Annotated in this window: 20 protein-coding genes and 1 riboswitch; of the genes, 4 read left to right on the top strand and 16 right to left on the bottom strand. The window is 38.5% G+C overall.

The genetic code is table 11. The features are described 5' to 3' along the window. The first annotated feature begins 151 nt into the window (after positions 1-151). Complete coding sequence (locus tag DTOX_RS10740) at positions 152-2,572, top strand: diguanylate cyclase domain-containing protein (RefSeq protein WP_015757714.1); 2,421 nt, start codon at positions 152-154, stop codon at positions 2,570-2,572. Positions 2,573-3,136: 564 nt separating this feature from the next. Here the strand turns inward: DTOX_RS10740 and DTOX_RS10745 are convergent. Beyond that, a complete protein-coding gene (locus DTOX_RS10745) occupies positions 3,137-3,742 on the bottom strand; it encodes an acetate uptake transporter (protein WP_015757715.1) in 606 nt (201 codons plus the stop codon). 1,169 nt (positions 3,743-4,911) lie between these two features. On the opposite strand from DTOX_RS10745, the gene DTOX_RS10750 reads away from it, so the two are divergent. Beyond that, positions 4,912-6,138, top strand: a complete 1,227-nt coding sequence (locus tag DTOX_RS10750) for an IS110 family RNA-guided transposase (protein ID WP_015757716.1) — start codon at positions 4,912-4,914, stop codon at positions 6,136-6,138. Between the two features lie 603 nt (positions 6,139-6,741). On the opposite strand, the gene DTOX_RS23915 is transcribed toward DTOX_RS10750, so the two are convergent. The 4 genes from DTOX_RS23915 to DTOX_RS10770 all read right to left on the bottom strand — a co-directional run bounded on the left by DTOX_RS23915 (position 6,742) and on the right by DTOX_RS10770 (position 11,152). Continuing rightward, on the bottom strand, positions 6,742-6,996 hold the full coding sequence (locus tag DTOX_RS23915) for a hypothetical protein (RefSeq protein WP_015757717.1): 255 nt from the start codon (positions 6,994-6,996) through the stop codon (positions 6,742-6,744). A 16-nt stretch (positions 6,997-7,012) separates the two neighbouring features. Further along, positions 7,013-8,293: a phosphopyruvate hydratase gene (gene eno / locus DTOX_RS10760; protein ID WP_015757718.1), complete on the bottom strand. Its 1,281-nt coding sequence runs from the start codon at positions 8,291-8,293 to the stop codon at positions 7,013-7,015. A gap of 19 nt (positions 8,294-8,312) precedes the next feature. Then, positions 8,313-9,833, bottom strand: coding sequence for a dynamin family protein (locus DTOX_RS10765; RefSeq protein WP_015757719.1), 1,521 nt, complete (start codon positions 9,831-9,833; stop codon positions 8,313-8,315). Between the two features lie 59 nt (positions 9,834-9,892). Beyond that, positions 9,893-9,950, bottom strand: a riboswitch (Fluoride riboswitch). A gap of 254 nt (positions 9,951-10,204) precedes the next feature. Further along, positions 10,205-11,152 (bottom strand): GxxExxY protein, encoded by a 948-nt coding sequence (locus DTOX_RS10770; RefSeq protein ID WP_015757720.1) that lies wholly within the window; start codon positions 11,150-11,152, stop codon positions 10,205-10,207. Between the two features lie 899 nt (positions 11,153-12,051). Here DTOX_RS10770 and DTOX_RS10775 point away from each other — a divergent pair. Further along, positions 12,052-12,810 carry an RNA-guided endonuclease TnpB family protein gene (locus tag DTOX_RS10775; protein WP_052292936.1) on the top strand — a complete coding sequence of 253 codons (759 nt, stop codon included), beginning with the start codon at positions 12,052-12,054 and terminating at the stop codon, positions 12,808-12,810. Positions 12,811-12,914: 104 nt separating this feature from the next. On the opposite strand, the gene DTOX_RS10780 is transcribed toward DTOX_RS10775, so the two are convergent. The 11 genes from DTOX_RS10780 to DTOX_RS10835 all read right to left on the bottom strand — a co-directional run bounded on the left by DTOX_RS10780 (position 12,915) and on the right by DTOX_RS10835 (position 22,830). Then, entirely contained in the window at positions 12,915-14,276 is a 1,362-nt protein-coding gene (locus DTOX_RS10780; RefSeq protein WP_157862921.1) for an IS4 family transposase, read from the bottom strand. A gap of 1,069 nt (positions 14,277-15,345) precedes the next feature. Beyond that, a complete protein-coding gene (locus DTOX_RS10790; protein WP_015757724.1) occupies positions 15,346-16,854 on the bottom strand; it encodes an IS1096 element passenger TnpR family protein in 1,509 nt (502 codons plus the stop codon). Positions 16,855-17,084: 230 nt separating this feature from the next. Beyond that, on the bottom strand, positions 17,085-17,813 hold the full coding sequence (locus tag DTOX_RS10795; RefSeq protein WP_015757725.1) for a calcium-binding protein: 729 nt from the start codon (positions 17,811-17,813) through the stop codon (positions 17,085-17,087). Positions 17,814-17,819: 6 nt separating this feature from the next. Continuing rightward, positions 17,820-17,999 carry a hypothetical protein gene (locus DTOX_RS10800; protein WP_015757726.1) on the bottom strand — a complete coding sequence of 60 codons (180 nt, stop codon included), beginning with the start codon at positions 17,997-17,999 and terminating at the stop codon, positions 17,820-17,822. A 218-nt stretch (positions 18,000-18,217) separates the two neighbouring features. Continuing rightward, positions 18,218-18,532: a type II toxin-antitoxin system RelE/ParE family toxin gene (locus DTOX_RS10805; RefSeq protein WP_015757727.1), complete on the bottom strand. Its 315-nt coding sequence runs from the start codon at positions 18,530-18,532 to the stop codon at positions 18,218-18,220. Then, positions 18,519-18,791, bottom strand: coding sequence for a type II toxin-antitoxin system Phd/YefM family antitoxin (locus DTOX_RS10810; RefSeq protein ID WP_015757728.1), 273 nt, complete (start codon positions 18,789-18,791; stop codon positions 18,519-18,521). Before DTOX_RS10810 ends, DTOX_RS10805 begins: the two co-directional genes overlap by 14 nt. Positions 18,792-18,977: 186 nt before the next feature. Next, positions 18,978-19,241 carry a DUF6429 family protein gene (locus tag DTOX_RS10815; RefSeq protein WP_015757729.1) on the bottom strand — a complete coding sequence of 88 codons (264 nt, stop codon included), beginning with the start codon at positions 19,239-19,241 and terminating at the stop codon, positions 18,978-18,980. A gap of 337 nt (positions 19,242-19,578) precedes the next feature. Further along, positions 19,579-19,902 (bottom strand): type II toxin-antitoxin system RelE/ParE family toxin, encoded by a 324-nt coding sequence (locus tag DTOX_RS10820; RefSeq protein WP_015757730.1) that lies wholly within the window; start codon positions 19,900-19,902, stop codon positions 19,579-19,581. A 2-nt stretch (positions 19,903-19,904) separates the two neighbouring features. Continuing rightward, on the bottom strand, positions 19,905-20,153 hold the full coding sequence (locus DTOX_RS10825; RefSeq protein WP_015757731.1) for a type II toxin-antitoxin system Phd/YefM family antitoxin: 249 nt from the start codon (positions 20,151-20,153) through the stop codon (positions 19,905-19,907). A 223-nt stretch (positions 20,154-20,376) separates the two neighbouring features. Next, complete coding sequence (locus DTOX_RS10830) at positions 20,377-20,583, bottom strand: hypothetical protein (protein WP_015757732.1); 207 nt, start codon at positions 20,581-20,583, stop codon at positions 20,377-20,379. A gap of 1,113 nt (positions 20,584-21,696) precedes the next feature. Continuing rightward, positions 21,697-22,830, bottom strand: coding sequence for an IS630 family transposase (locus DTOX_RS10835; RefSeq protein ID WP_015757733.1), 1,134 nt, complete (start codon positions 22,828-22,830; stop codon positions 21,697-21,699). A gap of 479 nt (positions 22,831-23,309) precedes the next feature. On the opposite strand from DTOX_RS10835, the gene DTOX_RS10840 reads away from it, so the two are divergent. After that, entirely contained in the window at positions 23,310-23,849 is a 540-nt protein-coding gene (locus tag DTOX_RS10840) for a ferritin-like domain-containing protein (protein ID WP_015757734.1), read from the top strand. The last annotated feature ends 200 nt before the right edge of the window (positions 23,850-24,049 follow it).

Consider the following 24,049-nt stretch of genomic DNA (forward strand, 5'->3'; position numbering starts at 1 on the left):
GCAGAGCAGACAGATAAATCTGTCTTTTACCGTACCATAGATACAACACAGCCTGAAAAAACGCCGGTTTTTCCTTTGTGGGAAGGGCGGCGTTTTCAGATTTGTATCAGCAGTTTTGAATTATAGATACAATGGTGTGAGGGGATATGTTGTGTTTGTAACAGTTGGATACAGTGATAATCCTGATAGTGTGGTCGCCGGAAGGCACGCAGCACAGATTGCTTTGTCAAAAGCCAATCGAGAAGAAAGATGTGATTTGGTTTTACTTTTCTGTACTGCAAGGCATAATCAGAGGCTGCTCCGCAACGCAGTAGCGGAGGTGGTGGGTAATAAGTCTTGCATATATGGAGGCGGCGCTGTAGGTGTTATAACCAATGAATATTTTGGCTATGCTGGCGACCAAGTTGGCATTGCGCTGTTTTGGTTTGAGGATAGCAAGTGTACCATTCTCACGGAGGAAGGATTGCAAGAAAGCGAACGAAAAACCGGCGTTCGCCTGGGTGAGCGCCTGGCCCAAATTGGAACAACGCAAGTCTCACCTGTTGTGCTGTTTTATGACGCGATAGACCGCTCGAAAGGCGACCTGCGCCTGCTGATGGCAACATGGCTTCTGGATGGTTTGGAAAATGGGCTGGGCTTCCTCCCTGACTTGATCGGCGCGGGTATGCAGGGCGATCACCTGGGTAGTGAAACCCAACAATACTTTGGCAACAGAATGAGCGTTCACAGTGCCATAGCCCTGACTTTCTCCGACGACATTCAGATGAACAGCGTGATCATGCACGGCTGTCATCCTGCTTCGCCTTATTATACAGTCACCAAAGCAGATGGCCCTGTTATTTTAGAAATCAACGGAAAACCGGCGCTACAGTTCATGGATGAGCTGCTTGGTTCCGCTATTTCGCAAGAATACTATCCTTTTTTCCTGCTGTTAGGCATCAATCAGGGAGAGCGTTGGAGTGAATATGATGAAAATAATTATGCCAGCCGATTGTGTTTGGGAATTGATAAAGAGCGCAACGGCATTGTCATGTTTGAACCGGATATGGTAGAAGGTACGGAGTTCCGGCTTATGTATCGCTCCCTGGATTTGGATTATATGAAGCCAAAAATCAACGCCCTCTTTGAACAAATTGACGGGCAAGAAGCTTTATTTGCCATGTATATCGATTGTGCAGGCCGATGTGCCGGCTATGGCGGCGTTGATATGGAAGATGCTATCTTAATACAGGAGGCCGTCGACAATCGTATTCCCTTGCTTGGGATATATACAGGAGTGGAAATCGCTTCAATCGGCGGACGACCGAGGGGATTGGATTGGACTGGTGTATTCTGTATCTTCACAAAAAAGAAAGCCGGCAAAGGTAACAGCGTTAAACATGAAAATAAGCATGTATGGAACAGGAAGAATATAGGCATCAGGCAAAATCGTGAAATTCCGTTGGATGCAGTAGTAAAGTTGTGCGAACAGAACGCCGCAAAAATATTGTCGTTGGACGCGCAGTCCATATCTATACGGCATGAGTTGGAACAAAAACGCCGTGGATTTGGCTTGCTGTCGGAACTATCCGTTTATTTACAGCAGGGTGCCGGTGATGATGATATTTTTCTGCATGTAACCCAGCGGATAAACTCGGCGCTGAATATGCAAAGGACAGTGGTGTTATTCCCCAATGACAAAAGTCTTTTTGTACCACACATTTTGCAGGGTTATCCAGAGGAATTAAAAGAGAAAATAACTGAATTGCAAATTAAAATTGACGCTTCTTTTCTTGAACCGGAAAGTCCGGTTTTGGTCACTGCGGCGGATGATGATACTAAGTTGTCAGATTTTCGGGAAATCTTGAAGCTAGAGTATTTTATCTCAACCCCTATCGTGGTCAAAAACGAAGTGGTAGCCATCCTGATCACTGGAAGAATGACGGAAGCTGTACCTTTTCTATCTCGACTAAGCCTCAGCGATGTGGAAACTGTTCAGGCAATCAGCACGCTTCTCGCTTCCGCTTGGGTATATCGACGCTGGAACGATGCCGACAAACTAGCGCAAACCGATGGTTTGACTGGTCTGCTAAACCGTGGCGCATTGGAACTGCAAACGATAAAGGCATTAAAGAACTGTTTGTCATCAGGAAAAATTTGCACCTTCATCATTATTGACTTGGACCATTTCAAACAAGTGAATGACACTTATGGACATTTGGAGGGAGATGCGGCATTGAAAGCCTTGGCACAGGCTTTACGACAGACTTTTCGCGCAACAGATATTGTGGCCCGAATAGGTGGCGATGAATTTGCAGTATTTTGTACTTTTTGTGATAATGTGGAGCAAATAACCAGAAGGGTTTCACGGCTAATAGAGAATTGGAACCATACTCCGCTTGTAACAACAACAGGCGCTGAGTTTTATTCTTCTCTTAGTATTGGCATTTCTGTCGCGCCACATAACGGAACCACCTATACCGAACTATTTCAAAGCGCCGATAACGCTTTGTACTGCTCAAAGCAGCGTGGACGCAACCAGTTTACGGTGAGCGGCAGTGACGAAGCAATGAGTAAATTTTCACCTACTTGATTGCCCAAACACATATATAGTGGTTGAGCTTCCTTGTTTACCTTTTTAACCAGTATATATAATCATTATTATACTCTCCACATGCCTTGAACGGTCAATAAAGATGCCACCTGAACCTCGTGGGGCCTTGGCAGCGAGTTATTATTTCGGTAATTCTACTATTTATACTGTTTGTTGGCCTTAAAATTCTACTCATCTGCTATTAAATCACTCATCTTTTTTACGTCATCAAAAGAGCAAGCAATGTGATCCAGTTATTTAATGTTTATATAGATAGCAGTATTAGTAATTTGAATTGTTCCTAATAAAAAGCAATAGGCTTCTTTATTTAGGAATCTCTCAATACTGCTGATCGAACCTGTCTTATTGTGAGCTCTATTGAATACTTATTTTTATCGTTCTTCCTGATTATCGCTTTGCTAAAATAAACCTTCGTTTTGGCTATGTGCTTGGCACTATCAACCGTACTCGGGACTTACACCCGTTAGACTACGCCCATGCCGGGTGCACATAAAAAAGCTGTTGATTAACATCAACAGCTTTTTTATCGTACTTTTAAAAAATTTAGTGTGACGATGATTTTGGACCAATCGGTAATACTACGCGTTTATAAACAGTGTTTAATATTCCAGCAGCAGATGTATACCAAGCACTAAAGGCACAAATTATACCCATTGTACCACCTATTTTTGCAGATATAAATTTAAACTCAGCTAAATCAAGTAAAATAAAAGTAATTAAAAGGGTTGTAAAAACTACAATTAGTGCATTATTAAGCCTAAAACTACCGATCCACATATAAAATGTAAAAATTGTAAATGCGACCAAGAAGATGCCGACTGCTATATTTCCTTGATCCTTAAAATCAAGAATCTTTAAAGCTTCAAAAAGAACTAAGGTACCTAAAGCAATCCAAAAAGAACCATAAGTAGTGAACGCCGTTGCCCCAAAAACATTATTCTTCTTGTATTCCCACATACCGGCCAGTACCTGTGCTCCACCACCATAAAACAGTGCCAATGGTAAAAAAACTCCTTTGACTGTTGCAGGTATAAAACCAGCATTAGCCATACTTAACACAAAAGTAGTCAGAGCAAATGCAGCAAGACCTAGTGGACCCGGATCAGCAATTGATGATTCTCTTATTTCATAAATCTTGTCATCAGCCATATTTAAACTCCCCTCCTAATAAGTAGTCATTTATAGCTTATAAAAATTCTTTAAATATAGTTTTTATAACCGCCCCCTTTAATCAAAATTTAAAAACTTTTTAAGATTAAATAGGAAGAATATTACTACGTAGAGGCTGCTAAAATTAAAGAATATGACTTAACTGAAAATTAAGAATATACTAATTACAGCTTATTATCCAAAATAAATATAACTCAGTCAATTATATAATACCTAACAGTCAAAAAACCCGCTTCAAATGAAAAATACAATAGCTTAAATACTTATTAGTTAAGGACATTAACAGCTAACTTAACCTAAGTAATTAAAACAATAAAGATTATAATAATCCTCGTATAATAGAGTCAGAACAACCGAATACGACATGTTCTAAAATAGTAGAATGTTGTGGTCCGGATGTTCAGGGAACCGGTTCCCATATCAAGGGTACCTGGGTTTGATGAAGTCAATAACAATACCACAACAATGCAGTAAAGGTACCTATTAATCACGTGAATTACTGCATGTGGGTTACTTATTGGAAGTAGTTGCGCCAAGGTACCCAATCAATGATAGGATGGTGATGTCTATACGAACCGAAAATTTTATTGACAGAAAAATATCCACAGGCAAATCATTTTCAAAGAGACAGCCCACACTGAAAAATTAGTAAGATGAATTCATCAGTCCTCCTCGCATGTGGTGATATCCACAATGCTTTTTAAGTCTGTTTCTCTTTCCCCGTCAGGGTTTGATTCTGACACTTAGAATGTTTGCTTAGCAATTCTGATTTACGTGAGGCTGTTTAAACCCGGGGGAGTGGTGTTGTCAACTTTCTTTAAAGAGTGCTATAATTTACAATGGTTTAGATAGTACTTTTTAGGTGCCTGTCTGTCAATGTTTGATGAAATAAGCAATTTAAATAATCATTTAGTTAGAATGATCCCGGTAAGATGGTAAATTCTCAATACCCCGAGCAGCATAGACTGCTTAATAAAGTATGTTTCTTTTCCTTCTACGTTTTAGTTCTAACACCTAGCCTGTTCAGCATGATAGTTGACCTGGATGGCAGCAGATCCAGGTAGTCTCCCGCTCCATGTCAGTTCTGATTACGAGGATGTTCTCGCGTAGAAAACGGAAAAGTTAATCCACTTACCAGAGGTGTTTTTATGACAATATCCTTGCATGTTGGCATTGATATTGGTAAGAATAAGAATGTGGCTTGCTTTATGAAATTAGACGGAACGATTTTGTTGAAAAAGTTAGTTTTCGATAACTCCATTTCAGGTGCCGAGAGTTTGGCATCTAAAACTAAAGAGTTATCGATTAAAGATAGCTTTGATCATGTTGTTTTTGGAATGGAAGCTACTTCTTTATACCACTTTCACTTGATGAATTATTTACTAATCACCGAAGAATTAAAGCCATACAGGCCTACAGTTTACCAACTCAATGCCAGAAGTATCAAGAACTTCAAGAAGTCTTATCCTCCAAAGGGCAAGAACGATGCATATGACGCTTATATCATAGCTGAAAAACTAAGACACGGCAGATTACCTAAACCTTACGAGGTTGATGAGATGTATCTTCCGCTACAGCGACTGACCCGTTACAGGTTTCACCTGGTGGGTTCACTTGTGCGAGAAAAAAGTTATTTTTTAACTATGTTGTTTATGAAATTTAGTAATTATGGTGATGTATTCAGTGATATCTTTGGAGCCACCAGCATGTCTATTATTACCGATTTTTTTGGCCCGGAAGAAATTATTAATACACCACTTGAAGACTTGGTTCAATTGCTTGTGGATAAAGGAAATAAGCAATTTTCTAACCCTGAAACATTGGCTACTGAGCTAAAACGAATTTGCCGTGAATCCTACCGGATGAGTCCGAAGCTCACGGATTCGGTTAATCTGATTCTTGAAACCAGTATGAATAATATCCGCTTTTTTGAGCAAACCATCCGCAAATTGGACAGTGTGATTGCCAGGGATATGGCCAAGCTCTCGAATCCATTGATGTCAATCAAGGGAATTGGGCCAGTGTTTTCCGCCGGCATTATCTCTGAAATTGGGGATATTAACAAGTTCGAAGATCAGTCCCAGTTAGCTAAATTTTCAGGTATCACCTGGAATAGCAATCAATCCGGCGAATTTGACGGTGAAGATAAACCCCTGAATAGGGCTGGAAACCGGTATCTCAGGTATTATCTGATAGAAGCTGCGGACAGTTTGAGGAGACATAATGACGAGTACCGAGCTTACTATCAAAAAAAATTTCAAGAATCAAAAAAACATGCCCATAAACGAGCTCAGGTTCTTACAGCTAGGAAGTTTGTAAGGCCGGTTTTTTCCTTACTTTCAAAGAACCAGCTTTACAGGTCGGACAGGGGATAGCTGTTTAAATAACTGCGGTAACGGTGCTGATTAATATTCCTGCGGTTGTCTGCTGCCAACTGGCTAGGAATATTAATTATCATAGTTATCCACAGGTAAAAGAGTGGTGATGCACTGAAATATTATTTGTGCACCAATATATGTTTTTCCCTGAGCTTTATTGGTGCAAACAATAACCATATTTTAAGATTATGCCTTAATATCAGGGAATAATTTTATAGCCGCAACAGGAATTTTTGGGTGTTTCTGTGGTGGTTAATTTTTTATACCCAAAAACAAGGAAAAATATGTTTTTAAATTCCCTCTTGACATATTACCCTAGCACTTAAATACTTAACTACATAGGCTGAAAGTTACATGACAAATCTATAAATAGTAAAATTATTATATTTCTAAATAAAAAAAGACTTCTCCCGTGGCATTTACCCGGTAGAAGCCATTAGCTTTTCAGCGTTAGGCAAGACTCATCGCCTATTAATTTAATATATAATACCACATTAAAATGTTATGTCAGTATTGAGTCTTAAATCTTACATCATTTTATTTGGTTTCCAAAACCTTATAATAGCTCAATAATTACGATGGCTATGAAATTCCACAAAATCATAATTCCATGCTCTGCGCCTTCCTGTTACCAGACAACTGACCCAGCACCACCAACAGTCCGGCCATGGCTAATATCCCAGTAAGGGTACCAAAGTAGAAAGTAACCGAAGGGCCAAACCCCTCAATCACTCCCACAACAGTTGGGGTAGCCCCCAGTTGACTCACCAGAAAGAGGGGAATCAGTGGATATACCATTTCACTGCCAATATCGGTAAACAGACTGGTAAGTCCGGTTAAGATAATATTAAACACACAATCACCACACTCGTTAAACTCGATTTAACTCTTTCAAAAGTACCGGACCAGCAAAAGCCGGGCTTTGAATTTGCTCCTCAATGCGTAATAACTGATTGTACTTGGCTACCCGCTCGCCCCGGCTCAAAGAACCTGTCTTAATCTGCCCCAGGGACAGTCCCACCACCAGGTCACTGATGAAGGTGTCATCGGTTTCCCCTGAGCGGTGCGAAACCACGGTACGGTAACGGTGTTCCTTGGCCAGTTTGCAGGTTTCCATTGTTTCAGTTAAGGTACCAATCTGGTTTAACTTGATTAAAATAGCATTACCAATGCTCCGCTCAATACCCTTCTTAAAGATGGCCGGGTTGGTGACAAAAATATCGTCCCCCACCAGTTGTACCTTGGAGCCTAGTTTTTGGGTAAGTTTTTCCCAACCGGCCCAGTCTTCCTCGGATAAGCCATCTTCTAAGGTAATAATGGGATATTTGCCAAGAAGATCTCCGTAATAATCAATCATTGCCCCACTGTTTAACACCTTTCCCTCAAAATGATATCTGCCTCCCTTGTAAAATTCGCTGGCAGCTACATCTAAGGCGAGAAAAATTTCCTTTCCTGGATGGTACCCCGCCCTTTCAATAGCTTGTATGATAAATTGCAAAGCTTTTTCGGTGGACTCGATATTCGGTGCAAAACCTCCTTCATCCCCCACGGCTGTACTATAGCCATTTTCTTTTAAGAGTGCTTTCAAAGAGTGAAAGGTCTCAGACCCGGCACGCAAGGCTGATTTGTAATCAGTAAAACCTGCCGGTACAATCATGAACTCTTGGGTGTCAATGATGTTGTCGGCATGCTGCCCACCATTAACTATATTCATCATAGGCACCGGTAATTCCCAGGCTCCCATCCCTCCCAGATACTGATAAAGAGGTACCCCAAAAAAATCCGCTGCAGCTCTGGCTACTGCCAGGGAAACCCCCAGGATGGCATTTGCCCCTAAGCGCTCTTTGTTTTCGGTACCATCAAGCTTGATCATAAGATGATCCAACCCTCGCTGATCCACTGCATCTAGACCGTTGATTTCTTGGGCAATTTCCCGGTTGACGTTTTCTACTGCTCTAAGAACTCCTTTACCATGAAAACGATCCTTGTCCCCATCCCTTAGCTCCAGTGCCTCTCGTGTACCAGTGGAGGCACCGGAGGGAACAGCAGCCCGGCCCCGGCTCCCGTTTTCCAATACAACATCCACCTCTATCGTTGGGTTCCCCCTTGAATCAAGGATTTCTCTGGCAATGACTTGCTGAATCTTTGACATATTTACTCCTCCCTTAATACTATATAGTAGTGATTTCTTGCTTTATTGTTAACAGTTTTCGCTTGATTTCGTCCAACTGTCCTAACGTTTTCTGCAAAGAATTTTCTGTTAAAGTTATCTCATTTTCACTCTCTCGTTTTTTATCCACGGCGCGTTTTAGTGCCTCCTTAGTACCTGAAATAGCAGAGTTAATCTTACCCTCCAGCAAGACTTTAAAACGCCTACTGCTTACCTCGACCTTTTCTGCCAGGTGATGTCTGATGCGCCCGCAATTTTTGTCAAGTTGGTTTTCAGTTTTCTTATGCAACTCTTTTAAAATTATTTGGCCGGAAATAAACCTGGGCAATAATGATTGCATTTTAACAGCATCAATATAATAGTACATAGAGGTTATTTCTTCACCAATAGAATAAAACAAGCTACCATATTCCTGAAGTGTTTCCACTCCGGTAAAACCCATAACCGGTATGTCAAAAATTTCAGCCGCCTGGTGTATAACTACTTTCAGCAGATGGTTTGTCTTATCAATAAAACGGCTAACCATTTTCTCGTATTTACGAATAACTTCAGCCTCTACCTCAGGGAGCCATTGATTGAGGATTTTTTCAGTTTCCATATTGACATACCCGGTTATTTGTTCCATTAGCCGGCGAGAAGACAAATCCTTATATTCTTGATTCAATCTCTCAATCTCTTTATCGAAGAAACGTATTCTCTCTTCCTTATATAGATTAATAATTGCTTCTAATTCTTGTAGAAGTTTTTTAATCTCCCCATCAAGAATATACATATTGTCCTGTTGTTCCTGGTGCATTTTAAGTATAGCCTGGTCAAACAAATCAATTTTCTCCAACAACTCATGAACAGGCGTATTTAAAGCCTTAACTTCCAAATTAATACCCATACTGAGTTCTGATACAGCATTTAAAGCTTTGGTTACGCCTACCCCAATAATTGTATTACCCTTTTCCTTCATTAAAAAATCCCGCAGTATTTGGTTGAATTGTGGGAGTCTGCTTTTTTCCAGCATCTCCTCATCACCTTTTATCCTACCCTCCAGGGCAAACTTAGCCGATAACGGGCAAATAACCGGGTTATCAAACTTTGCGTGGGAAGACAGTACTTTTTCAGAAAACCTTAAGGCCTCCTCCACACCGGAATCATCTAAATAATCAATTTTATTTAATATAAAAAAAGTCTTGGCCGAATATTGATTAATAGCCTGTAAAAATTCAATTTCTGCCCGACTTATTGGGGGATCAACAGAGATAAGAAAAATAGCGGCATCCATTTTGGGTAAATAACTATATGTTTCGTCATCATTATTCCGGTAAATTGAACCAACACCTGGCGTATCAATCAATATCAGTCCATCTTTTAAATAATCAGAAGGATAGGTGACTGTAACGTAACGAACCTGTTTCTCGTTTTCCGGATTCTTTTCCTCAGTAACAAACAGGGGAAGATCCTTTATACCTATTTCTCTTGAGTTTCCGTCCTTAAAACATACCTGAACACTTATCTGATCGCCATACTCCATAAGCCTACATATTTATAAATCACAGAGATAAAAAACAAAATGGCTCCTACCTTAACATTTGTCAGGTAGGAGCCATTAGCTTCACAGCATTAGGCGAACTCCATCGCCATAAAGTTAACTTAATTATATCACACATGTTATATCAGGCAAACTTTTTTAATTTTAATTAGTTTATAATACCGCTCTTCGAAGTTATTTAACTTATAAGCCCAGGTAATAATCAGATTAAACCACTATTTGCCAATAAATTCACTCTAATAGAAACCTATTTCCCCTAGTCAAAAATAACAACTCTAATAAAGCATAATTGATTTCTTGAAAGCATCATTCGATACAATTCTTATCATCATGTATTAATATATTGTATATGATCACTGCGATCCTCTCGGTGTAATCTTTATAAGTTTGTAAAACATATCATCCTTATTTATCTTCTCGGTTTTAACATCATATTCTTTTATGACAGTGCCAGGTACAAATAAAATTCCCGTATCAAGTCTAGCAGCCTCTAAGTATACTTGAAGCTGTTCCATTGCTGCTTGCTCTCCTCCCAATGCTAAACCTCTTTTTAATTCAAGAATAATCTTCTTGCCATCTTGTTCTAAAATAAAGTCAGGTCTATATCTTTCTTTCTCTCCAACAGTAATATCTCTATATATATATATTTCTGAGGCAGTATAATTCAAAAAAGCATTTAACTTGCCTGCAATCTCATATTCATTAATCACTGAAGATAAATCTCCAGTTTTCATATCAATAGTAAAATCCAAAAGCAAATCAATCACATATTCATCGAATTCTTTCTTCAATCTATTAACGCGCCCCATAACTTGTTCAAATGCTGCCGCCATATTTGACATCTGCTTATTATAAGCAATTTTCTCTGAGATTTGGTTTATTAATAGATAAATAAATGACATTACTGTATTAATTGCAAGTACTGCTTCTTCTTCAGTAAATGATAATGAATAATCGTGAGTTGAAGAATTTCTCCAATTTTTTCTGTACTCAGAAAATAAATTTTTTACTCGTTCATTAAAAACTTGATTCTCTGAAAAATACTCCTCTATTCTATAAGGTGTTATGGCATTTAAGTTTCTTTGTGTAAATACTTTATAGGCTTCTTTTAGAATTCCCTCATAAGCTTGATTTGTCCTATATATAACATCATTAAAATATTCGTCGTCAAGTTTCTTAACTCCATTTTCAAAATACATTAATGCTCTTTCAATATGTGTCATAACTGATGAGATCCCTTTAATTTTTTCATATGCATTGATTTTTTTTATTTTGTCCTGAATAATAGCTGCAAAATCCATTTATCCATCCCCCATATACTTCTAAATATAACTTCCACTTATATATAAACTATAATATGCCGCATACTTGGTTGGGTCAGAAAGATATTCTCTACTTTTTTCTTGATCTTGCCCAAGTGACCACAACTTAAATAAAATAGCTTCCCCCCAATGACATATGGTTTACACAGTATGACAACTTGGGTGAAACGGGTTGATTAAAACCCTCATGAATTAAATGAGAAAAGTTATGATTATTAAGACAAGGTAGTCTGTCATATATGTTTTCAGATCCCTCCGAGGACTTCTAATATTGACTATTTTTATTTTCTAAAATTTTTTACTGCTCTAATAATACTTTTTCTTTCCATTCATTTTTTGTAATAACTTCAAAACTCATGGCAATCCGAACTTGCCTTCGTTTCAAAGTGTTATATTTTTAACAAGCATAAACTAGGTTATATGGCTTTGTAACACCCCTTTCATATGTAGGAATTATATGCTCAACAACACCATTGATGCTTGTTATAATTCCACAGTATTGGCAAATGTAACAATCCCCCTCACATATAAGTTTACGGATATTTTTATTCTGAAAAATAGTTTCAGTTAAGCCTCTAGCATACGTTTACGAAATAAATTAATTTATCGTTTTATAAGCTATTTTTGAACTCAGCAAGTCTTGATATTGCTGGCTTTTTATAATTTTAGGAGTAGTACAGAAAAATGATATTTGGATATATCCTGCTATACTGTTGGCTACGCCAAGAACGTAGTAACTAATTTACATAAATGATTAAAAAATAATTCCATATAATCTAAAACAATCCAAAGTGACCTTTGCTTTTCGTTTCCCGAGCGATTAGATAAAACCAGTATTCGGGAGGTACGCATAAATCCGGCTCATAAGACCCGCTTCTTTGAAGTGGAGTATAATCTATCATGACAAGCCAGTAGTGCTGCCTTCCCTGGATAACAATCGCATCCTGGGCATAGATCTGGATGTAGATAACCTGGCTGCCTGTGCATCCACCACCGGGCATGTCTTATTAATTGACGGCAAGCAACTCAAGGCCGCCAACCAGTGGTATAACAAAGAAAGAGCCAGACTGCAGTCGATTAAAGACCTGCACAACATTAAGAGTGAAACCTACAAGCTGGCTGCTCTTGCCGTATCCCGGGAAAACTTTATCACCGACTACTTGCGGAAAGCTGCCAAACATATTGTGGAATTCAGTATCTCCCTGGAGATTGGCACCGTGGTAGTTGGTGTAAATAAGGAACAAAAGCGGGGAGTCAACATTGGCCTTGTTAACAACCAGAACTTTGTACAAATCCCCCTCTGGAAGTTCCGGCGTGTTCTGAAAAACATCTGCGATAAGTACGGTATCACCTATATTGAGGTAGAGGAAAGCTACACCAGTAAAGCCAGCTTCCTTGATAAGGATTTTTTGCCGGAGTACGATCCCGCGAACAAAAATGAATACACCTTCAGCGGTAGACGGATTAAGCGGGGGTTGTATCGAACAAAAAACGGTTGTGTTATTCATGCCGACATCAACGGTGCAGCGAATATCATCCGCAAGTACCGGTCGGATGGGGATTTTTCCGTCCTGGATAAGGGTATATTATTAAATCCCTACCGGGTGCAGGTTCTAAATACACCCCACCACCGGTAGCCCAGAAAAAGAAAAAGTAAGGCAGCGGCGTAAGCGACTGCTTAGAGGTGATTGTACTGCCCTCGTGGTTCGACCTCGGAATCCTCTGGCTTTAGCCCTTATCTTTACCCACAAGTATCAGATGGATGAAAAAGATCCCACATAGTGGTTAGATCTTGAAGACGCCGGAAGCCACGCCAGAGGACCTTAAGGCCGGGGTAACCGTCCCTTTTACGTCCGAGAAAACCGCCAAGCTTGGCAATCCAAAGTACTGCTGTTTGTAAGTTTGGTGGGTTATCGGGTAAAATAGTTATCTTATGAATAGCAGCGTAAAGGGCACCCCATTCACTGTTACTAAGAACAATTGTGCAAGGTGCATCAGGAGTTTGCCTGGCTTGATAAGTAAGCCAAAGTAATTGAGAAGCTACCATGCTATACACGGCAATAGCACGCATAAGACGGTCTTTAGTTTCTAATTGAAGTTTTTCTACTTGGCAACCGCTTTTCAAAATATAATGATACCGCTCAATCCGCCAGCGATAGGTATCCCAGGTTAAGTATTGCAGTGCATCATCAATGGTAGTAACAGGCAGGGTAGTTAACAGCATCCACTCTATTGGCTTTTCTCCTTCGGGTGGCGATTGTTCATGAACAAGCAGGGCATTAAGAGTAGGTGCAGCTAATTTTTCTTTCCCCCGATGTTTCGGTGGTTTTAAGGTAACAGTGGCAGCCTGTAAAGTAAGAACAACAGCCTTTCGTTCCGGGCGCTTATCGGCACGTGGTATATTGATAACCGTACGGCCCAATGCCGGGGCGCTTTCAACAACAGGCCATAGGTAATCATGCGACTGATCAATGCGGCAGTTCCAAGCGGCACGGACCAAGATATCATACTGATTAGCACTGGCTAGGAGAAAGAGGTCAAAAATATCACTTTCTCTGTCACCCACCATTACTACTTTGGTAAAGGGAGAAACCGTTTCGGCTACTTCCCGGGTAACATCAATCCAGCGAACACTTTCCTTGTCTTCGATAGGTCGCTTTTTATGTGTTTTCTCCTTGGGTTCTAGTGAACGTACCCATAAGCGATGGGCCAAGATTCCTAATGGAACTCCTTCAGCGGATGCAGCAAGACAAGAATGTAGAAAGAAGCCGGAAAGACCCGCTTGACCGATAGGTCCCAACCCTTTTATTTCTCGATGTAAGGTATAGTTGAAAATGGTGGTATCTTGGATGGCCAAAACCACCGGTTGATTCTTGATTTTTTCTATAGTGGCCTTTCTGTGTGCATCATATATGGCTTCAACAGTTACTTTCTCGTTATCAAAGAAACGATAGGCAGCCTTGACATCGCTCCACTGACCAAGTGCTTCAGGCAAAGATTTTTCTGGATGCTCAATAAGGCTTGCAACCAGTGAAACCAGTCGATGAGTGAGACGGGTATCACCAAAGTTAGCCGTACCGCACTCTTTAGTTGCCCAAAGCATTGATTGATTTGTTGGTTTGAGAGATACAGGTAAATTATTCATGAGACAATTTTAGAAAATTTTTGACAATGCGTCCATTACCATATTTAAGCATCATAACCGATTTGGGTAATTTATCACACATTTTCTGCGTATAGCATAAGCAGATTCATTCTATCTTACTCAAGGACTTATGGGTAAAGATAAGGGCTTTAGCCTGGGGAGAATGTCAATCATACCTACATATATTAACTCAATGGTGTTTTTATAAAACCTTATAGAGAGAGGGATGGCCCTGCCGCCCTCAACATCTCCTTTATTTAACTTTTATTATAATTGTTAGGCGATGTGATTTTAAACTCGTTTTAACCGAATACCGTTTATACAAGCTAAAGCAATAAGTCAACCCCGGTTTATTTGTCCGATATAATGAGTTGAACTTATGCTTTATACCCTTATAGTCGGCTGTTATCGTAGGATACAAGTCTTTATCCGAAAAAAAATATTGGCATACTTCACACGTTTAAGGTAACTGTGATCGACTGAGTACCTGTGCCTTCCAAAACTTGAGTTCCGTCTGTACCGCCAGCGGTCGGGGTCATGTAAACGTGAATGTAAGCCATATTAAATGCCTCCCTAAAATTAAAATAAGGACAGATAAACTGTCCCTTACTCTAAAGGTTAGGTGTGGCGTGTATTTACAAGTTGTTTATAAAACACAAAAAACCGAGGGTTAATCCCCTCAGGCTTTTTTGTTATATTTCGCACATTTTTTACAAGCTCAAGCATTAAGTTAACCCCGGTTTATTTTAACGGGAGTATGGGAAAGATTATATATCAAGACGTTTTAGAATTTGAAGAATATTTTGATCATTTGATGTATTTAGATTATTTGATTGCTTGAGCCTTACTTCTGCTTCATACTCCGCAATCCAATCTCTCCTACCGTCAGAACTGGCTGGGGTTAAATATAGACTAGATACAGTTATTCCTTTAGGACAATTAGTTTTCATGCTTGATAATACCCCGTTTTGATTTGGTATTACCACGTATTCTCCAGAAACTACAAAACTTCAGTATTCCATTTTCTTTACAAAATCAGTTTGTTTGAAATTTTTCTCTTGCTCCACCCAAGGCTTTGTGCCCATGCCTTAGAATTATTTCGTTCTTCTTTGTCTTCACCTTCATAAATATCCCTCAGGAAACTTATAAAGCCATGCATTCCTCCTACATCATCAAGAACAAATACTCCGTCCTTATGGATGCATACAGGCTTATGTTTTGTTAATACCGTCGCTTCTGCATCCAATAGTTCCTCTTTTGAAATATAGGCCTTTTGAAGTAATTCCTTGCAATCCCTTTCCTTAGTAATGATTATTGTCCAATCATCTCCAAAATCATAATTGTAGATCAGTTTATGTGTTACCGGAAAGATATCATTATCATTACAAACATTCTCATCATTGAAAGCTAGAACCGCTGCTACTTCAAGGCGTTCAAGCAAGCTTTCTACCCCACTCTCCATAGTAATGGAATTATTCATTTCTTCCAGAGTTAATTCAATAAACGGTGCTTTTTTTATAATTCGTAGTTTTTCTTTACCCTTTCCCCTACTCCTATTCATATAATCACTAAAAGATTCCTGAACCTCAAGAATTGGAAACTGCTTAATTAATTGTTTAATATCATTTTGAGCCCATTCATAATCTTCTGTAATACCATTGAAGAAATATGGCCCTGTATATTTTTTCTTAAGCCATGTTTTTATACTCCCACTTTGGTAGTCATCATCCCAAAAAACATCATGCTCACACTCACTAGGAGGCTGGAAAAGTATACCGACTAAATCAGCCCACCCTTTTACAGTTCCACCTGTTAACCTGTTATAGACTTCCTCAGGCAAAATAAATCTGCGTAAATGAGAATTCTGCCATCCAAATAATCTTTGTATCGCATAGTGCAAGTTATGAAGAAGCATATCGGATGGAATTAAAATATCTCTGCTGATTGAGTCTCCTGTTGATGATTCTCCGTATTTGTGCAGAATCGCTTTCTCTGCGTCATCCAAATGGTTGTCTTTTAATTCCAGATGAAGATGTATTGCTTTAAACACATTTTTATTGTGATAACATTTATTGGTCATAAACTTTTCCTTTCTTATTGGCAAATTTCTTTTGTCATCTTTATTTATTGGCTTGTTTACAAAGTTTTCACGGGCAATATTAATTCTTTTTCTATATGATTTACTCTTTTTAGCGTCTATTGTTGGTTCCGGGCCCGTATAAAGATTTTTTTCATATGGCAAAAATGCAGTAACTCTGTTTGCTGATGTATCTAATTCAGCAGCAATTTCTGAAATGCTTTTGCCCATACTTCTTCTTTTTCCAACCTCCAGGCTAAAATCCGTTTCGTATTCCCCTAATGTAATAAGAATTTTTCTAACCTTTGCATACGAAATTTTCAGTTCATCCGCTGTCTTTTGTAAAGAAGCGGTCTTTTTATAAGATTTTAATACTTCCTGCATAAATGCTAATGTAGTTGTTGGTTCATTCAGTTTTATCCACCCCTTTAAAAATATAGTGTTAATACACGCCAGCAAGGCTAGTATATCCTATATTCCAACTAGTGTCAATACACGGTTTGGATTTTAGAAAACATGGGACAAGCAAATAAGCGGTGTCGAGAATAACATAAACAAGCGCTTCTTTTTTAATAAGGATACCTATAAAGATATTAATATCCGGTATATACTTTGACATACTTTTAATGATGCTCAATATCCTATGACATTACAAAAACAGCACTCTCAAAGTTACATTAAACAGAAAGCTATCTATAGTTTGTAAACCAGTAACTATAATCATTTACAGGCAAATAATTTTCGGACTTCACATCGACCACTTCAAGATCACAAAGTGGAAAAACATATCGTTTTTTCTTTTTTGCAATATTAACAAGTATTCCATATAAATCATCTGTGCTATCAATGCTTAAAACAGTAAGTTTATCTCCTTCTTGCAATGATCCGCCCCTCTGCTCCTCAGATATTTCCGCTTCAAAGGGAAATCTTAGAGTTTTACTCAAATAGTTTTTCCACTTTTTATAGGCTTCCAGCATAACATTCTCTTTAATGTCTCCTAAACGTGCGTAAATTCTTAAATCCTGTTCATCAAGAGGGAAGAAAGCTTCTTCAGATTCTTCTTTAGAATTTTTGTGAATTTCTGCCTTTTCCAGAATTTCCGTATCAGGGGATGCACTTTTTATTTTTAACAGCATATCCATGACATCAGTACTTTCATCCGCTTTTTCCAGAGTTACTGTTTTTTGTTCCTCATAGTCAATTTCAATTTTTTCTGTCGATTCTCTATAATAAACAACGGATTCTATCTTATCCCATCTTAAATATATAAAATTTTTATTAAGCGAGGAGGAAATCACTATACCCTTATCGTAAATGATGATATCCGGATTCATAAGTACTGCATCAATGTTTTCATGTCCACCTAAATAGTCAAGCTTGTATTTTGCAAGCTCTTTGCCATATAAACTTTTATCCATGCCACATCAAATCCCATCCATATTTTTTATAATACCTTGCAATAACATCCTCTTTTTTTCAATCTCGCGCTTGACTTTCATAGCGGTATTTGACTCAATCTCAAAGGCACTTGACAGCTCACTTATCATATACTGCTCTAAATTGAGTTCCTTTTGCAATTCATCCATCAATTCACTATTTTCCATCTGAACCACCATTATATTTTTAATTACAACCTTACACTATCCTTCTTCCATTTGTCCATTAACAAACCAATTTCCGAAGGTATTCTTTTTTTCTTCATAAAATTATAGCACGAACGATTGGTCGAACCTGCAGGCTTCTATATGTCAGGAATTCCACAGCCGCTTACACGCAAAACAGGGCGACTCCTTTTTATAGAGCAACCCTGTTACTGTACACATTATAAAATTCTGAGCCAGTCGCGTCTGCCGTACAGAATTCTTTCGACATCAACCACCTTGTTCCTCTCATCAATTGAAAAGAACACAACGTAGTTCTTTACGGGTAACTTTCTGTACCCCATTTGGGATAGGTGTTCGTCTGCGACAAGCGGACAGCGCTGCGGCATATCTGACAAACCCACCATTGCTTCTTCAAGAAGCTCCATCATATGGAGCGCTGATGTGGGAGCGGACAGTTGAGAAGCAATATACCGGACAATGTCCCTGAGGTCATTTTCGGCCGGTTCGGATATGTCTACTCTATATTCCGCCATCGGAGATACCCTGTTTGATATCCTTCATGACCTCGTGAAGCGGACGTTTCTTTCCGGCTTTGACAGCCGCTCTCCCTTCGTTAAGCAGACGATAGAGTTCCAGCTTGCCGCTGAGCGCTTCATAAGTCTCAATACTCATGACCACCAAATCTCCCTGTCCGTTTTTTGTGATAAAAACAGGTTCGCAGCTTTCACGGCAGAAGGTGGAGATATCGTTATAGTTGTTACGCAGGTCTGTACTGGATTTTATATTTGGCATAGCATTTTTACCTCCTTGAGAAATCTAAAGATATTATGCCCGAATTTCTTTAGATTGTCAATGAGGCTGCCACTTTGATTTCCCGCCAAAGTGCATCACTGTATGCCATATATAACGCCTCAATTCTATTTTAAGTTTATGATAATTCAGAAACATTCATAGGTAAGAGCATTTTTCTGCTTATAGCTACTTCCAATCTAATATATTATACTTAGCCAATAATTCCCGTGATAATTTCATACCTTCATCTGTTATTACTACGGATTTGGAGCGACGGCTTCCCTGCCGGATGTAATCTTCCTCATCCAGTTCACTAATAATATCAAAATCATATCCCTTCCAAGACATATCTAAATCTGATCCAAGATGGCCCCGTCCATTAAATCTTGTTAAATACATCAGCAACATGGTCAATTCTTTAACAGCCTTCTCTGGATTAGTCTTGTCCATCACAAACCTCTCCTTTTCATGGTGAAATTACAATTCCATGGTTATGTAATTTTTATGACGATTATCATGCTATATAAATCGGGCTTCATCAGACATTGTTGGAACGCTACCCCGGCAATCCATATTTCCGCTTATTTGAGGGCGGCATGCTCTCTGCGGACGCTTTTTAATCTTTTGCCTTTGTTCATCTGTCATTTTTATATCCCTGGACAAGCATTCATCACTTTAAAATTAATATTTGTCAAGGGGGGGTTGTGTTTCAAAAATCACTCTCATGGGTTGGGACATCCTGTAATGCTTATTAGAAAGGATGCCGAATTTATTGTTAAGGATGATTTTAGTCCTCACTCAGCTCATCTGAAAAAAGGATTGACAGATAATCACGCACGCCATTCAAAATACGATAAACTGAAACAAATTCTCCTTCAATCTTGTAAAATATAAGATAAACACCACAAACAAGAAAACGGTAATTTGTTTTTATATTGATCTTGGTGTCAAGCGAGACTCCTATTTCAGGAAAATCAGCTAACTTTTCTATCTTTGAATAAATGGAAGTTCCCATCTTTGCAGCTGCTCCCTGATTATCTTCGGCAATGTAGGCTTTTATTTGCTGTACATCAGCAATGGCCATAGGGTTGATTCTAATTTTGTATTTCATCTTTAGATCTCCAATGCTTTTTTGAGGTCATCAAGGGATTTCCATTCCTCTCCTGTTTTAATGGCATCCTTCGCCTCAACAAGCTTTGACAAAAGCTTAATAACTGCCTGCTGCTTTTCATATTCCTGCATATCCATAAGCACATAGCAACCTCTACCGTTTCTGGTCAAAAATACGGGCTCCCCAACCTGGCAAGAATGAAGAACCTCGTTATAATTTCTCAAATCTGAAACCGGTTTAATATTTGGTATTTTTCACACCTCCAAATCTTATTGTGTTGTAATTATTATATGCTAATAGCTCGTAAAATTCAACGTTGTATTTGACAGCAAATAACGAGCTCTGTATATGTGTAGGAGGTTCGATCATACCGTACCATGTAGATACAGTTTTGTAAAAAATTACAACACCCTAAAAACAAAGGGGTCACTAAACTGCCACTTTGTACCTTTCGGAGTTTAGTAAAATGTAAATTTACAGTTTTGAATTCCAATACTCAACAAAAGCTTTGTAACCCCGGACATCTGCACAGTAAGGTAGCAGCTGTTCTCCTTTTAATATGAAGGAATATATAACCTCAATACCATTTCGATAAGCCCGTTCCATTCTATGCTTTCCGTCAATAATTTTAAACATACCCGATCTGATTTCTGCCTGGAGTACAGGTTTTTCAACATCCACATTAGACAAATGCTCTTCATTTACCGAACGGCAAATGTGTGATTTAGGCCACTCTTTAACATTAATCTGTTCCTTCTATATAGCCCTTTTGTTTTGAGCAATTAAACTATTCCAACAATAGCGAAAAATATAAGTGATTTAATACTCAATTATATGAATTGTTCTGTTATCAACAGTGTTATTTTTTTATACTCATGTTCAACCTTAAATCGCCCTCAAAGCTTTGATTTTACTGTATTTGTACTTAAAAAATGCCGTTTGTAGTGTAGACTTTCAGATGTCTCTCAAGCCTTTATTTTCAAGGCTTTGAGGGCTGGCAAAAATTGTTGGTTGAAAGTAAGTTTCTAGTAATTGTGCTTTAAAATTTAGAAAGGTAGTTTTCTATTGGCTACCTTAGCTATTCCTGTGAGTTTTGTTAACACAATACACCTACCTCTGTTTGTGTAGTTTGTGGGTCCCTTGTATGAACGATAGTATGTTACCGCCTTTCCTCCGCAGACATTACTCTGCATCTTTGGTATTATGCAGTAATCCGACTACTTATGAATATGCCGGGCAAAAATGAACAATTAGACCGGCGAGATTGAACAGTGTGATCGTTTGAAACTGAACACCCCTACCGGCGAAGTTGAACACTCCGGAAGGCAAACTTTAAAACAGCCTGACGGCTGATGGGGGCTCTGCCCTCAAACTCCCGAGGTTTATCGCATTGGTTTTCCAAGGAGAGTGATATTATGATTTGCTTTAATAAAAGAAAAGAGCGACATAAGTATACCATGAGGCTAATCGGCTTTCATTGTACAGCTTTTGCGGTCAAGGTGTTCAACTTAAACCGTTTAAATGTTCAACTTCGGCAGTCAAGGTGTTTTTTCTCACCGGTATATTCAACTTACCCACCTTTTGGCTCTCTAACTTTGTTATCGTTTGTCGGCCATACTCCAATTTTCTGAAGGATGAGTAATTTCTCCCAAGTTAACGTATCATGACTATATCTAGCATGCTAGGTTCTACGACCCCGGGGAGGCCTGTCTGTTCTTGCCTGATCGACTAGTAGAACGATTCCTAATTAACATACCAATAAGCTAGTTGAATAATATAATTTCTACTAATAATTTAAATTATTTCAATATCATCCATTTTGTACTTCCAGCGGTAAACAGTAGGACAATCATTAATTTCTTTTATATATTTGTAAATTCTATCTTTTAATTCTTCTTTAGTTTTTACCCTAATAGCCCTCAGCATTGATTTAGCCATTTTGCCAAAAAATGATTCAATTAAGTTTAACCAGGATCCATGTTTTGGTGTAAAAACAAATTCAAAACGATTTGGGACAGTACTAAGATAAGCCCTTGTTTCTTTTGAAATATGAGCGGAGTGGTTGTCCAATATAATTACTATTTTCTCTATATCTTTGTAGTACTCACTTATCATTTTTAGAAACTCTACAAACTCAATACTACGATGGCGGTCTTCTACTTGAGCTAAGATATGACCTGTTACCAAATCAATACCGGCCATGAGACTAAGTGTACCATGGCGAACATATTCATAATCACGAGCAAGACATGAATACGTTCCAGGAGAAGGAGGAAGATCCGGAGCAATATTTTCTATAGCTTGAATACCGGGTTTTTCATCATATGATATATAAGCATACATTGATTGTTCATCATTTTTTGATACCATTTCAACTTCTTTATAGACATATAACACGTTAGCCATTTTTTGTTCAAATTCTGGATCCCTTTTTTCCAAGTAATATTTAATTTTATGTGGCTTAACATTGTTTGCTGAAAGTATTTTTGATACTGTACCTTTTGCTAGATTTTGCAGGGTTGGATGGCCATTTTCTACACAATGATTTCGTGCATGTTTGGCTAATAAATCTGTTGTCCATAATTCATAGCTATATCCAAATTCCTTAGGTTTTTGGCAAGCAAGAGAAACAAGCCACGCTTTATCTTCCTTGGTTATTGTATCCGGCCTGCCTGAACGAGGAAGATCATTGAGTGCCATATCTAAGCCAAATTGTAAAATTTTATCTGTATGTCGTTCTACTTTTGCACGGTTAGTCTCTAATATTCTACCAATTGAAGCTATTGTTTCTCCTTGATGATACAAGAGAAACATTTTAGCCCGTTCAATATGACTCACACTTTCTGTTCTTGAATGTATAATTTTTTCTAATCTATTTATTTCTTCTGTTGTCAAATCTAATTTTGCTCTTTGACTTATGAATGGCATAGTTTGGTCTCCCCACCTGTTATGTATTATAGGAAATTATATACCATGCCGATTTGTGGTTCAATGATAATTAAGAATTGCTCTACTAGACAGATGTTGCCTTCTGCACTGTCCACTACATCGGCCCTCCCGTTTGGGGATTTCGGGGCTAAATCACTTCAGCTTTTGCTTCCGGCCTACTAGTTTGCTGTCTACGCTTAGAAACACGGGTCACCCCGTGCCTCCCAAGACTCGCTATAGAATGGTTGGCTAAACCTTTTCTAATGGGGTTCCCACCCACTATATGATGCGCCCTTAGCTTGGCGCACGAACAAACCCCAGCAAAAGATCTAAGAAAGAAATCTAGCCATAAAATTTTGTATCATACTGGTTCTACCTCTTTGCCTAATCAACTGTCAGTATTTAAGCACAAACAATATATGTAAATTATAGCAAATTACTTATTTTTTTCATATCATGCAATAAAGGAGGTCATAATATTGTCTGATGAGATTAAGCTAAAGAATATAAAATACAAATATTACCCAACTTATATGTACTATACCCAAAATGCTTGCCCCAATGCCCTGCAATTAATAGAAAGCTCTGTCCAAAGTGAAAAAGAAGATGAGATGTTTTATGATTATTTACTTAGAATGTCACCGTCTGAAGAGCAAAAAAGTATTATAGTCTCAATACGTGATGATGAAAGAAAGCATAACAAAATGTTCCGGGAAATATATTACCAGTTGACGGGGAAAGATATTCCTCCAGCACCGGATGTGACTTTCAAGAGGCCCAAAAGCTATTTAGATGGAATTCAACAGGCAAAATTTGGCGAACTGGCAGCAGTTGAAAAGTATCGACAGATTTTATTCGGCTTAAGTTTCTTACCTTATAGAAATATGCTCACAGAGATATATACTGATGAGCTAAAACACGCTGATAAGTGGAATTTCTTATACACAATTAACTATACTAATGCAATGTGTAATAAAGAGCATAATAAAACGTGCAAGCCTATTGCAAACAAAGAATAATTTTTTTATCAAACTGTATTAAGTACTGAACTTTCACCATCTCAAAAACTGAATTTATCTCCGAATGAATCATCTAATAATTTAATAACGCTATAAAAGCCGAGGCACATATTTCTCCCGGCTTTTTCTTTGTTTCATGCTTAATTCACATTTCATTACTATTAGCAGTTGAGTATTCCGGGCGATATTACACCACCTGT

The organism is Desulfofarcimen acetoxidans DSM 771, assembly GCF_000024205.1.
Classification (GTDB): Bacteria; Bacillota; Desulfotomaculia; order Desulfotomaculales; family Desulfofarciminaceae; genus Desulfofarcimen; species Desulfofarcimen acetoxidans.